9 protein-coding genes are annotated in these 12,624 nt (G+C 61.1%); 6 read left to right on the plus strand and 3 right to left on the minus strand.

The window, feature by feature from the left end; all coding sequences use genetic code 11:
- Positions 1-39: 39 nt before the first annotated feature.
- The gene (locus ABDK11_RS13375; protein WP_346837012.1) at positions 40-642 is read right to left on the minus strand and encodes a peroxiredoxin C; all 603 of its coding nucleotides are present in this window, start codon (positions 640-642) and stop codon (positions 40-42) included.
- Between the two features lie 352 nt (positions 643-994).
- Here ABDK11_RS13375 and ABDK11_RS13380 point away from each other — a divergent pair, with 352 nt between their 5' ends.
- The gene (locus ABDK11_RS13380) at positions 995-1,207 is read left to right on the plus strand and encodes a bacterioferritin-associated ferredoxin (protein ID WP_346837013.1); all 213 of its coding nucleotides are present in this window, start codon (positions 995-997) and stop codon (positions 1,205-1,207) included.
- Positions 1,208-1,533: 326 nt separating this feature from the next.
- Here ABDK11_RS13380 and ABDK11_RS13385 read toward each other — a convergent pair whose 3' ends face one another.
- The gene (locus ABDK11_RS13385) at positions 1,534-2,046 is read right to left on the minus strand and encodes a cupin domain-containing protein (protein ID WP_346837014.1); all 513 of its coding nucleotides are present in this window, start codon (positions 2,044-2,046) and stop codon (positions 1,534-1,536) included.
- Positions 2,047-2,471: 425 nt separating this feature from the next.
- Between ABDK11_RS13385 and ABDK11_RS13390 the strand changes: the two genes are divergently transcribed.
- Together ABDK11_RS13390 and bfr are read left to right on the plus strand one after the other, a co-directional pair.
- Positions 2,472-3,788 (plus strand): DUF2254 domain-containing protein, encoded by a 1,317-nt coding sequence (locus ABDK11_RS13390; RefSeq protein ID WP_346837015.1) that lies wholly within the window; start codon positions 2,472-2,474, stop codon positions 3,786-3,788.
- Positions 3,789-4,040: 252 nt separating this feature from the next.
- Positions 4,041-4,517, plus strand: coding sequence for a bacterioferritin (bfr, locus tag ABDK11_RS13395; RefSeq protein WP_346837016.1), 477 nt, complete (start codon positions 4,041-4,043; stop codon positions 4,515-4,517).
- Between the two features lie 734 nt (positions 4,518-5,251).
- Here the strand turns inward: bfr and grxD are convergent.
- Positions 5,252-5,593 (minus strand): Grx4 family monothiol glutaredoxin, encoded by a 342-nt coding sequence (gene grxD / locus ABDK11_RS13400; protein ID WP_346837017.1) that lies wholly within the window; start codon positions 5,591-5,593, stop codon positions 5,252-5,254.
- A gap of 265 nt (positions 5,594-5,858) precedes the next feature.
- Here grxD and ABDK11_RS13405 point away from each other — a divergent pair, with 265 nt between their 5' ends.
- From ABDK11_RS13405 to ABDK11_RS13415, 3 genes are all read left to right on the plus strand, one after another.
- A complete protein-coding gene (locus tag ABDK11_RS13405) occupies positions 5,859-7,046 on the plus strand; it encodes an aspartate aminotransferase family protein (RefSeq protein ID WP_346837018.1) in 1,188 nt (395 codons plus the stop codon).
- A 21-nt stretch (positions 7,047-7,067) separates the two neighbouring features.
- Positions 7,068-7,982 (plus strand): ornithine carbamoyltransferase, encoded by a 915-nt coding sequence (gene argF / locus ABDK11_RS13410; protein ID WP_346837019.1) that lies wholly within the window; start codon positions 7,068-7,070, stop codon positions 7,980-7,982.
- Positions 7,983-9,681: 1,699 nt separating this feature from the next.
- A complete protein-coding gene (locus tag ABDK11_RS13415) occupies positions 9,682-12,624 on the plus strand; it encodes a ribonucleoside-diphosphate reductase subunit alpha (RefSeq protein ID WP_346837020.1) in 2,943 nt (980 codons plus the stop codon).

Genomic DNA, 12,624 nt, shown 5'->3' on the forward strand with positions numbered 1-12,624 from the left:
GAGCCGGCGGGCTCCCCGATTCGTGAGCGGCGCGGAAACTTACAGCTTGCCGGCGTTTTCGCTCAGGTAGGCAGCCACACCTTCCGGAGAGGCGTTCATGCCCTTGTCGCCTTCCTGCCAGCCAGCCGGGCAGACTTCGCCGTGCTCCTGGTGGAACGCCAGCGCGTCGACCATGCGCAGCATTTCGTCAACGTTGCGGCCCAGCGGCAGGTCGTTGACGACCTGGTGGCGTACAACGCCCTCTTCGTCGATCAGGAAGGAACCGCGGAACGCGACGCCGCCTTCGGACTCAACGTCGTACGCCTGGCAGATTTCGTGCTTGGTGTCGGCAACCAGGGTGTACTTGACCGGGCCGATGCCGCCGTCGTTGACGGAGGTGTTGCGCCACGCGTTGTGAGAGAACTGGGAATCGATGGAAACACCGATCACTTCCACGCCGCGCTTCTGGAATTCAGCCAGGCGGTGATCAAAAGCGATCAGCTCGGACGGGCACACGAAGGTGAAGTCCAGCGGGTAGAAGAAAACAACCGCTTTCTTGCCCTTGATGGTTTCTTTCAGGTTGAACGCATCGACGATTTCGCCGTTGCCCAGTACCGCAGCAGCGGTGAAGTCCGGAGCCGGTTTGCCTACCAGAACTGCCATAAGAACCTCCTCGTTCCAATGTTGAGTGATTTATTGAATGAATCTTCGCACGGTAAAGTGATCAATTTATATGCAACCGCTATAAATTGAACGGGATGTGATAGTGGGGCGCTATGATACACAGCGCCCCACACCAGTCCCATTAAATTTTTATATGGTGTCGATAGCACCGCAAAACAACCCGCCGACTGCAACTGCCCCACCGGTCGGGCGGGAACGACGCAGTCATCCGCCGCTCTTCTAGACTGAAAATTGATCAGCCACAGAATCTTATTGACACTCATTCTCACTTGCAATACGATCCCCGCACTGACAAATATTGAGCGTTTTTTGCGCCAGGGTTCCAGCGACGATGTATGTATGTATCTGTAAAGGCATCACTGACGGCCAGATCAAAGAGGCCATCTACGACGGCTCCACTTCAGTGAAAGCCCTGCGTCGCCATCTGGGCGTTTCCTCCCAGTGCGGCCGCTGCGCCGAGCTGACCCAGGAAATCATCGAAGAAACCATGGGCGGTGGAGTCATCGCCGGCGCCAACAGCGGCCTGTTCTACTCCGCCAGCTGAGACCGCAGCCTGGCCGCGGTCCCGGCGCTTCAGCCAGGACCGCCCTAGCACCCTCCCCCCGGCACACACCGCACCTGCCACTCCCTGGCGCGCTCATGCATCGACACGGCAACCGCCAAACACCCAGCATCCATCGGGGTTCGCCGCTGAAACTGCCTGATCGCTGGAGTCTCGAAGAAAACCTGAAACCGGCGCCTGGATGCCTAAAAAAGCGAGCCGCATTTCGGGCTCGCTTTGCGAATGCTGAATGGTGGAACCGCGGTGGGTTTGAGCCGCGCTATGCGACCCGGTCTGGTACCGGGAACAAGATGCCTACTCCCGGTTTATCAATTCGACTTCCCCGGTTGTTCCGAGACCGCCTGTAGCGCCTGCTCCACGGGAATCTCGTTACCGGATTTATCCAGATAATGGATGTCGAATTTTCCCGAGATTGCGTTAAACAGCACACAATCCGTCTGGCAGGTGAACTGGTGGTGGTGCTTTGCCGGAAGAAGGACATAGCTTCCCGCCTCGAGCACATGCGTGGGGAAATCCGCCAGTTCGATCTTTCCTTTTCCGCTGACCAGCATGAGTTCTTCCCGCGCAGTGTGCCAGTGCCAGGGAACGACGCAGCCGCTCGTCATCTTGATCAGCAACAGGGACGGACCGGTATTGGGATCGCCGCGATAAACCGCGAAGGTCAGGCATGAAGGCAGTACCCCCAGCTCGCCGAACTTCGCCGTATCCAGAGCCCGGGCGATCGGCTTGGAAAACTCCGGCTGCTGCGCAGCACAGGAAAATGAAAGTGCCGCAACTAAAAATCCGGCCACGGCCGCCGCGACCCTATGATCTCGCTTCATCGGATGAGACCCTCCTCGCAATTCAAAATAGAACGGTGGCCTTCTGTCCCGCAGTCTGCCCGGCAGCAAGCACCGCACCGCGCTTTGGATTTCCCTTCCCGATCACCGCTAACCCGAGAGCCCAGCATGGCCAAGGCCTGAGGGTAACTGGCGTCTTAGGAAGAATAGACGCCATTTTTACCGGGAGCCATTCGCCGACAACGGCCAGCAGCGGGCCAGTATCCCAGACAGCGAAGACTGGCTCGCAGGCCAGGATCTGTTGGAGCGGGATTCAGCCCATGAGGCAACGGCGGAATAGCCAGCGGAGCCGACCCGGCGCCCCCCTGCTTTTCGCACAACCACTGGCACTGGCCGGCGACTGGCCTATCTTGTAACAGCACGCGCTCGCGCGCGGTATTCGATGCGCAACCAGCGGCCAACATCGTATGAAACAGCGGCTACAACATATCGGTGAGCGCCTGCGGGCCAGTTTCTGGCTGATTCCGGCCGTTATGGTGTTTGCCGCCATCGTCCTGGCCCAGGCCCTGCTGTACCTGGACCGCTCCGGCGTGCTGAGTAATCTGCCCGGGCTCAGCCTGCGCGACCCGAACAGCGCCCGCTCCCTGCTCTCGACCATCGCCGCTTCCACCATTACCGTGGCCGGCACCGTCTTCTCCATCACCACCGTCGCCCTGAGCCTCGCCTCCAGCCAGTTCGGCCCGCGCCTGGTGCGCAACTTCATGCGCGACCGCGGTACCCAGTTCGCGATGGGCATGTTCCTGTCCACCTTCGTCTACGCCCTGATGACAATCCGCGGCATCGACGCCCTGAGCGACGGCGGCGATAGCCACGTGGCCGGCATACACGCCGCCGTGCTGCTGGCCCTGATCAGCATCGGCACGCTGATCTATTTCATTCACAACGTGGCGCAGTCGATCCAGGTGGACAACGTCACCTTCAATATCAACCGCGAGTTCAGCAATGCCATCGACCGCCACTATCCCGCCGCGCGTCACGGCCATGAAAACGCGGAATTCTGTGACCTGCGCCAGCTGGCGCTCGGCGACAACGCCCTGAATGTGTTCAGCGGTGGCAGCGGCTATATCCTGTCGATCGATCGCAACAAACTGGTGGCCTGGGCGCGGGAGCACGGCTGCTGCATCCTGCTCGACTGCCACGCGGGCAGCTATGTGCACCACTGGTCGCGCGTGGCGCGGATTTACCAGCCGCCACGCACCATCGACAGCGCCGAGATCAGCACGGCCATCAACCAGACCATCAATATCGACCGCCTGCCGACTGCCGAGCAGGACATCGTGTTTTCGATTCACCAGCTGGCACAGATCGCGGTGCGCGCCCTGTCGCCGGGCATCAACGATCCCTATACCGCCTATTCCTGTATCGATCGGCTGGTGGATGGCATCGGCAAGGTACTGCAGCGCCCGCAGCTACCCAATTGTTTCCACGACGACGACGGTGAGCTGCGCCTGGTCACCACTGTGCTGGATTTCGATGACCTGCTGCGCGCCGCGTTCGATGAAATTCGCGAATACGGCCGATCGAGCGGCGTCGTCATGCATCACCTGCTGAACAACCTGATCGAACTGGCAGACATCTGCTCACGACGGGTCGACAAACGCGCCCTCGACAATTACAGCTACCGCCTTGAAGAGGACTGCGACAAGTTCATCAAGGACCGCTACGACCGCGAACTGATTGGCAAGAAAATCCACTGCATACGCCAACGGGTCGCGCGGCGCTGAGGCGGCGCCGCCGAACCAATCTAAACGGCAATCGTTCTCGTTGTATTTTTATGCGCTTTTCCCCTTATTTATTGCGCACTCAGGCCGCAGGTAAAGCCGCGGGTAGCGCTTGACTTGGTTATGGGGGCAACGCAAACTCGACCGCAATTGCCCGGCCCGACTGCCAGCACAACACCGGCCCGGCATTGAGAACACACAGGCATTCAAGGAACTCTGCCGCGCGGATTGCGCGGCCATACAGGAGCAGCAGTTATGAAAGGCGATCCCAAAGTCATCGAACACTTAAACAAAATTCTGGGCAACGAACTGGTAGCCATCAACCAGTACTTCCTGCACGCGCGCATGTACGACAACTGGGGCCTGAAAGCGCTGGGCAAACACGAGTACGACGAATCCATCGATGAAATGAAGCACGCCGATTGGCTGGTCGAGCGGATTCTGTTCCTGGAGGGCGTTCCCAACCTGCAGCACCTGGGCAAACTGCTGATCGGTGAAAACACCGAAGAGATGCTCAAGTGCGACCTGAAACTGGAATCCAAGGCCATCCCCGACCTGCGCGACGCGATCGAGTACTGCGAATCCGTGCGCGACTACGGCAGCCGCGAATTGCTGGAAAAAATCCTCGACTCGGAGGAGGAACACCTGGACTGGCTGGAAACCCAGATCGAACTGATCGGCAAGGTGGGCCTGCAGAATTACCTGCAGACGCAGATGGAAAGCGCGAGCTAAACCGCCGGCGACCAGTTTTTCCGCAAGGGCGAGCCATTTGGCTCGCCCTTTTTGTTGCTGGCACCCTGGTTCGGGCGGACACAAGGTCCGCCCCTACAGAACTGACCTTGAGGATCTGGCCAGCGGCAGCGCTTTCTTGGCAGTGACGCAATGCCATTGCTAAAACCACAACACCCATTCGGTAAGGGCGAACCTTGTGTTCGCCCTTATCGCTACCGGCACCCTGGTTCGGGCGGACACAAGGTCCGCCCCTACAGAATTGACCTTGAGGATCTGGCCAGCGGCAGCGCTTTCTTGGCAGTGACGTAATGCCATTGCTAAAACCACAACACCCATTCGGTAGGGGCGAACCTTGTGTTCGCCCTTGTCGCTACCGGCACCCTGGTTCGGGCGGACACAAGGTCCGCCCCTACAGAACTGACCTTGAGGATCTGGCCAGCGGCAGCGCTTTCTTGGCAGTGACGCAATGCCATTGCTAAAACCACAACACCCATTCGGTAAGGGCGAACCTTGTGTTCGCCCTTATCGCTACCGGCACCCTGGTTCGGGCGGACACAAGGTCCGCCCCTACAGAACTGACCTTGAGGATCTGGCCAGCGGCAGCGCTTTCTTGGCAGTGACGCAATGCCGCCCCTGAAACCACAATACCCGTGCCGCTGCCGACACCGGGGTACGGGCATAAAAAAACCGCGGCCGTAGCCGCGGTTTTTCTGCATCGCTGTGCGGAGCGGGGATTACTCGCCCTGCTCGCCGCCTTCGCTCTCCGCTGCGGCCTCATCGACCAGGGTCTTCAGCTCGCCGTTTTCGTACATCTCCATGATGATGTCGCAGCCGCCGACCAGCTCACCCTTGACCCACAGCTGCGGGAAGGTCGGCCAGTTGGCGTATCTCGGCAGCTCGGCGCGGATATCCGGATTGGACAGCACATCCACATAAGCAAAGCGCTTGCCGCAGGCCATCAGCGCCTGGGAGGCGCGCATGGAAAAGCCGCACTGGGGTGCGTTGGGGCTGCCTTTCATGTAGAGCAGGATGGCGTTGTCGGCGATCTGCTGCTTGATGTTCTCCAGTGTTTCCATAGGGATGACTAACCTCGGGTAGTGGAACCGTTCGATGAATTCGGGCGCAGTGCCGGCCCGGCCTGTTGCGCGCTGGGCGGCATTGTACATCAGCGGCCAGCAACGTACGAAAGTGCGGAAATTTATTGGCGCAACCGTTAGCGCGCCATCGTCCTTATGCTAGTATTGCCGGCTTACCGGGGAAACTGCAGATAGAAACACGGAAAACCGAATTTTCTGCGGCAACCCTGCTTTGACAGGCCCACTTTGCAGAGGAGACAACACAGTGGCCACTCCCGCACTTATGCACAACTACGGCAACAGAACCCTCACCCTGGTCCGGGGCGAAGGCAACTATGTGTGGGACGACGCCGGCCGACGATACCTCGACGCCCTGTCCGGTATCGCCGTGTGCGGCCTGGGCCACTGCCACCCGGCGGTGACCGAAGCGCTGTGCGACCAGGCGAACACGCTGCTGCACGTCTCCAACCTGTACAACATTCCTGCGCAGGAGCAGCTGGCGGACAAGCTGGTGTCGCTGTCCGGCATGGACAATGTGTTCTTCTCCAATTCCGGCGCCGAGGCCAACGAGGCGGCGATCAAGCTGGCGCGCAAGCTCGGTAACGAGCGCGGCTACGCGGTGCCGAAGATCGTGGTCATGGAGGGCGCCTTCCACGGCCGCACCCTGGCCACGCTGACCGCCACCGGCAACCCCAAGATCCAGCAGGGCTTCGCGCCACTGCCGGAGGGTTTCCTGCGCGTGCCGTTCAACGACGTGGCGGCGATCGAGAAGCTTGCCGCCGAGCACCGCGAAATCGTCGCCGTACTGGTGGAACCGGTGCAGGGCGAAGGTGGTATCCAGGTGCCGGCCGCGGACTACCTCAACCAGCTGCGCACACTGTGCAACCAGCACAACTGGCTGTTGATGCTCGACGAGATCCAGACTGCCAACGGCCGCAGCGGCAAGCTGTTCGCCTACCAGCACCATGACGGGCTATTGCCGGACGTAGTAACCACCGCCAAGGGCCTCGGCAACGGCGTGCCCATCGGCGCCTGCCTGGCGCGCGGCAAAGCGGCGGAGCTGTTCACCGCCGGTAGCCACGGTTCCACCTTCGGCGGCAACCCGCTGGCGTGTCGCGCCGGCCTCGCCGTGCTCGACACCCTCGAGCGCGAGTGGCTGATCGAGCGCGCCGCCACGCTGGGCGAGGCGCTGCTGCAGCGCCTGCACCAGCAGTTGGCGCGCTGCGACGCGGTCACCGAAATCCGCGGCCTCGGCCTGCTGGTCGGCATCGAACTGGATCGACCCTGCGGCGAACTGGTGCAAGCGGCGCGCAACGCCGACTTGCTAATCAACGTCACCGCAGGCAATGTGGTGCGCCTGCTGCCACCACTGACGCTGACAGACGCCGAGTGCGACCACATCGCCGATACTGTCGGTACACTGATTAAAGAATTTACGCGGCGCGCAGCCTGATTGCTTAGGGGAACACAATTTATGGCAACCAGACATTTTCTCACTCTGCTGGACCTGACCACGGAAGAACTGAACAGCGTCATCGAGCGCGCGATCGAGCTCAAGGCACTGCGCAACCAGGGCATCTCTACCGAGCCTTTCCGCGACAAGGTGCTCGGTATGATCTTCGAGAAATCCTCCACCCGCACCCGCGTGTCGTTCGAGGCGGGCATGGCACAGATGGGCGGCAGCGCCCTGTTCCTGTCCCCGCGCGACACCCAGCTGGGGCGCGGGGAACCGATCGAAGACAGCGCGCGGGTGATCTCGCGCATGGTGGACATGGTGATGATCCGCACCTTCGGCCACAACGTGCTGGAGCGCTTCGCCGAGTACTCCAAAGTACCGGTGATCAATGCGCTGTCGGACAGCTACCACCCGTGCCAGCTGCTCGCCGATATCCAGACTTACGTCGAGCACCGCGGCAGCCCCGCGGGCAAGGTGGTGGCCTGGGTCGGCGACGGTAACAATATGTGCCACTCCTATATCAACGCCGCGCGCCTGTGCAATTTCGAACTGCGTATCGCCTGCCCCGAGGGCTACGAGCCGGAGGAGAGCATCCTCGCCGCCGCGGGCGATCGCGTCACCATCGTGCGCAAGCCCGCCGACGCCGTGCGCGGCGCCGACTGGGTGGCAACCGATGTGTGGGCCTCCATGGGCCAGGAGACCGAGCAGCAGGAACGCATCAAGGCGTTCGATGGCTTCCTCGTCGACCACGAGCTGATGGCCCTCGCCAACAGCGGCGCCGTGTTCATGCACTGCCTGCCTGCCCACCGCGGCGAGGAAGTGAGCGGCGAACTGCTGGAAGACGACAGCATCTCCGTAGTCTGGGACGAAGCGGAAAACCGCCTGCACGCACAGAAGGCCCTGATGGAGTTCCTGCAGGAACAGAGCCGCTGAGATCCAGCGGAATAAGCCTGATGGATCTATACACGGCAGCGCGTCAGTGCCTCGCAAGCACTGCCGCCGGCCAGATCCTCACTATCTGTTCTGTAGGGGCGGACCTTGTGTCCGCCCAAACCAGGGTGCCAGTAGCGACAAGGGCGAACACAAGGTTCGCCCCTACCGAATACGCCCGGTGGCTCTATAAACCACAGCGCGTCAACACCTCGAAAGCACTGCCGCCGGCCAGATCCTCACTATCCGTTCTGTAGGGGCGGACCTTGTGTCCGCCCGAACCAGGGTGCCAGTAGCGACAAGGGCGAACACAAGGTTCGCCCCTACCGAATGCGCCCGGTGGATCTATACACGACAGTGCGTCAACACCTCGAAAGCACTGGCGCCGGCCAGATCCTCACTATCTGTTCTGTAGGGGCGGACCTTGTGTCCGCCCAAACCAGGGTGCCAGTAGCGACAAGGGCGAACACAAGGTTCGCCCCTACCGAATACGCCCGGTGGATCTGTACACGACAGTGCCTCAACACCTCGAAAGCACTAGCGCCGGCCAGATCCTCAATATCCGTTCTGTAGGGGCGGACCTTGTGTCCGCCCGAACCAGCCAGTAGCGACAAGGGCAAACACAAGGTTCGCCCCTACCGAATACGCCCGGTGATCTATACACGACAGTGCGTCAACACCTCGAAAGCACTGCCGCCGGCCAGATCCTCAATATCCGTTCTGTAGGGGCGGACCTTGTGACCGCCCGAACCAGCCAGTAGCGACAGGGGCAAACACAAGGTTCGCCCCTACCGAATGCACGTGGTGATTATTTGAACAGCAGTGGGTCAATGCCACGCAAGTGCTGCGGACCCGTCTCCCCCCAACCAACACCAAGCGATCAAAAAACCGCCAACACCCCCGCCGACCAAAACCACAACAACCCGCTCCGCCATGGCGCCCCCTTGTATTCGTCCGCCCCCGGCGCCAGAATCGACCCAACATCTTGTGCCGACGCCATACTGATCAAATTTCAAACACCCCATCAGGGGTTAAAAAAACGCCAATAAATTGCACATCCGAGTACCAGTTTGCTCATCGACTAATCAGTACGAAATGGTTATTGCCTCGGTTAATTTGAAGCCCCGTAACTATTAAAAAATATTCTTAAAAATCCCCTCGCGCCCGCGGCGCTGTACACCGATTAACCACACCCAGTAACCACGGGCTCTGGCGCGAAAGTGGCTACTGACGTTCACCGCCTTTTCACAATTTATCCACAGAAAACCACCGAGTTATCCGCCTTGAAATAGACCCCCTACCGCATTATCTTGTTGCTCAGCAGTGAGGTCACCCCAACATATTGGGTTTTGGCCTCAGCTTTGCCCCAAGCCAATGGGGATAATTTCCGGCTTGGTGTCGCCCCGCTACGGGGAGCCGGCGGCGCCAGCGGTCGGAAACACAAATCTGGCAAATCTAGAGGTACAGGCGGAACGGATTGTCCGCCGCAGGCACTCGAAGGCCCGCACCCGCCCCACCCACTGGTTGGGCGCGCGCGCCGGCGGTAAAGCGGCCTGTTTCCCACTCCGGTTCGCGCCGGCATCCGGCGCGCCAAGCGGGGCACAGTGGGAGAGACGACGGACCCGTTACACACATTCATTCGAGGGGATGCTGTTCACGCGAACAGGTGTGGATAAACAGACAAAATCTTGCGGAGAACTACATGCACACAGAGACAGGGCGCTCTCAATCTGTGCCTGAAAAAAAGGCAGGCACTTCCGGCGACCAGGCCAACACCACCCTTGCGGCAACTGCCCCGGGTCAGATTCGCGTTATCAAGCGCAACGGCACCGTAGTGCCCTACGACGACAGTAAGATCTCCGTCGCGGTCACCAAGGCCTTCCTCGCCGTTGAAGGCGGCACCGCCGCAGCCTCCAGCCGCATCCACGAGCAGGTGAAGGACCTGGTCTCGCAGATCAGCGCCACCTTCAAGCGCCGCATGCCCTCCGGTGGCACCATCCACATCGAGGAGATCCAGGACCAGGTCGAGCTGGCCCTGATGCGCAACGGCGAACACAAGATCGCCCGCGACTACGTGCTCTACCGCGAGGAGCACGCCCGCCTGCGCGCGGAGAAAGATCAACAGAAAGCCCAGCAGGAAGTCGCACAGCAGGCCGCCGACGCCCACCCGAGCATCCGCGTGAAGCAGGAAGACGGCAGCATGACCCCGCTGGACATGGAGCGCCTGCGCACCATCGTCAGTGAAGCCTGCGAGGGCCTCACCGATGTGAACGGCGAAGCCATCCTCAGCGAAACACTGAAAAACCTCTACGACGGCGTTTCCGAAGACGACATCAATACCGCGCTGGTGATCACCGCGCGCACCATGGTCGAGCAGGAGCCCAATTACACCTACGCCACCGCCAGCCTGCTGCTGGACAAGCTGCGCAGTGAAGCCCTGCGCTTCCTCGGTGTGGCCGAGCGCGCTACCGCCCACGAGATGGAAAGCCTCTACGCGGCCGCCCTGCCCGCCTATGTGGAAAAAGGCATCGCGCTGGAACTGCTCGACCCGGCCCTGGCCACCTTCGACCTGGAAAAGCTCGGCGGCGCGATCAAGAGCGAGCGCGACCACCAGTTTACCTATCTGGGCCTGCAGACCCTGTACGACCGCTACTTCCTGCACAGCGACGATATCCGTTTCGAGCTGCCGCAGATCTTCTTCATGCGCGTCGCCATGGGCCTCGCCATCAATGAAGAAAACAAGAACGAGCGCGCGATCGAGTTCTACAGCCTGCTGAGCTCCTTCGACTACATGAGCTCCACGCCGACCCTGTTCAACGCCGGCACCCTGCGCCCGCAGCTGTCCTCCTGCTACCTGACCACGGTACCGGACGACCTGCACGGTATCTACGGCGCCATCCAGGACAACGCCATGCTGTCCAAATGGGCCGGCGGCCTGGGCAACGACTGGACCCCGGTACGCAGCCTCGGCTCCTACATCAAAGGCACCAACGGCAAATCCCAGGGTGTTGTGCCCTTCCTGAAAGTGGCCAACGACACCGCCGTGGCCGTCAACCAGGGCGGCAAGCGCAAGGGCGCCGTATGTGCCTACCTGGAAACCTGGCACCTGGATATCGAGGAATTCCTCGAGCTGCGCAAGAACACCGGCGACGATCGCCGCCGCACCCACGACATGAACACCGCCAACTGGGTACCGGACCTGTTCATGAAGCGCGTGTTCGAAGACAAAGAGTGGACGCTGTTCTCCCCGGCCAACTGCCCGGACCTGCACGACCTGTTCGGCAGCGCGTTTGAAGAGCGCTATACCCACTACGAACAGCTCGCCGCCGAAGGCAAGCTGAAGCTGCACAAGAAAGTGCGCGCAGTAGACCTGTGGCGCAAAATGCTGGGCATGCTGTTCGAAACCGGCCACCCGTGGATCACCTTCAAGGACAGCTGCAACCTGCGCAGCCCGCAGCAGCACGTGGGTGTAGTGCACAGCTCCAACCTGTGCACCGAGATCACGCTGAACACCAAGGCCAACGACGAGATCGCCGTGTGCAACCTGGGTTCCGTCAACCTGGCCCAGCACATCGGTGCAGACGGCAAACTGGACGAAGGCAAGCTGGCCAAGACCGTCAAGACCGCCGTGCGCATGCTCGATAACGTCATCGACATCAACTACTACTCGGTAGACACCGCGCGCCAGTCCAACATGCGCCACCGCCCGGTGGGCCTCGGCCTGATGGGCTTCCAGGACGCGCTGTACAAGGCCGGCATCGCCTACGCCAGCGACGAAGCCGTGGCCTTTGCCGATACCTCCATGGAGGCCATCAGCTACCAGGCCATCTCCGCCTCCAGCGACCTGGCCAAGGAACGCGGCAAGTACCAGAGCTACAAAGGCTCCCTGTGGAGCCAGGGCATCCTGCCGCTGGACAGCATCAAGATCCTGGCCGAACAGCGCGGTGAGCAGTTTATCGAGCAGGACACCGGCAGCACCCAGGACTGGGACAGCCTGCGCAGCAAAGTCGCCAAGCAGGGCATGCGCAACTCCAACGTGATGGCGATCGCGCCGACCGCGACTATCGCCAACATCACCGGGGTTTCCCAGTCGATCGAGCCCACGTACCAGAACCTGTACGTGAAATCGAACCTGTCCGGCGAGTTCACCGTGGTGAACCCCTACCTGGTACACGACCTGAAAGCCCACGGCCTGTGGGACCGGGTGATGGTCAACGACCTCAAGTACTACGAGGGCTCGGTACAGAAGATCGACCGCGTGCCGGCCGAGCTGAAAGCCAAATACTGCACCGCGTTTGAAGTGGAACCGCGCTGGATCGTGGATGCCGCCAGCCGCCGCCAGAAGTGGATCGACCAGGCGCAGAGCCTGAACCTCTACATCGCCGGCGCCGACGGCAAGAAGCTGGACCTGACCTACCGCATGGCCTGGTACCGCGGCTTGAAGACCACCTACTACCTGCGCGCCCTGGCCGCCACCAGCACGGAGAAATCCACTGTCAGCGGCGGCACCCTGAACGCAGTGAGCGCCACCGGTGGTAGCAACGGCGCCGCCGCGGCAGCACCGGCACCCGCAGCAGCGCCGGCCCCGGCCGCCGTGCCCCAGGCCTGCTCCCTGGACGACCCGGACTGCGAGGCCTGCCAGTAA

The organism is Microbulbifer sp. SAOS-129_SWC (assembly GCF_039696035.1).
GTDB lineage: Bacteria > Pseudomonadota > Gammaproteobacteria > Pseudomonadales > Cellvibrionaceae > Microbulbifer.

Coding starts and splice junctions, on each gene's coding strand:
- ABDK11_RS13385 (WP_346837014.1), bottom strand. CDS start 2,046: ATGAAGCGAGATCATAGGGTCGCGGCGGCCGTGGCCGGATTTTTAGTT.
- ABDK11_RS13380 (WP_346837013.1), top strand. CDS start 995: ATGTATGTATGTATCTGTAAAGGCATCACTGACGGCCAGATCAAAGAG.
- ABDK11_RS13415 (WP_346837020.1), top strand. CDS start 9,682: ATGCACACAGAGACAGGGCGCTCTCAATCTGTGCCTGAAAAAAAGGCA.
- argF (WP_346837019.1), top strand. CDS start 7,068: ATGGCAACCAGACATTTTCTCACTCTGCTGGACCTGACCACGGAAGAA.
- bfr (WP_346837016.1), top strand. CDS start 4,041: ATGAAAGGCGATCCCAAAGTCATCGAACACTTAAACAAAATTCTGGGC.
- grxD (WP_346837017.1), bottom strand. CDS start 5,593: ATGGAAACACTGGAGAACATCAAGCAGCAGATCGCCGACAACGCCATC.
- ABDK11_RS13375 (WP_346837012.1), bottom strand. CDS start 642: ATGGCAGTTCTGGTAGGCAAACCGGCTCCGGACTTCACCGCTGCTGCG.
- ABDK11_RS13390 (WP_346837015.1), top strand. CDS start 2,472: ATGAAACAGCGGCTACAACATATCGGTGAGCGCCTGCGGGCCAGTTTC.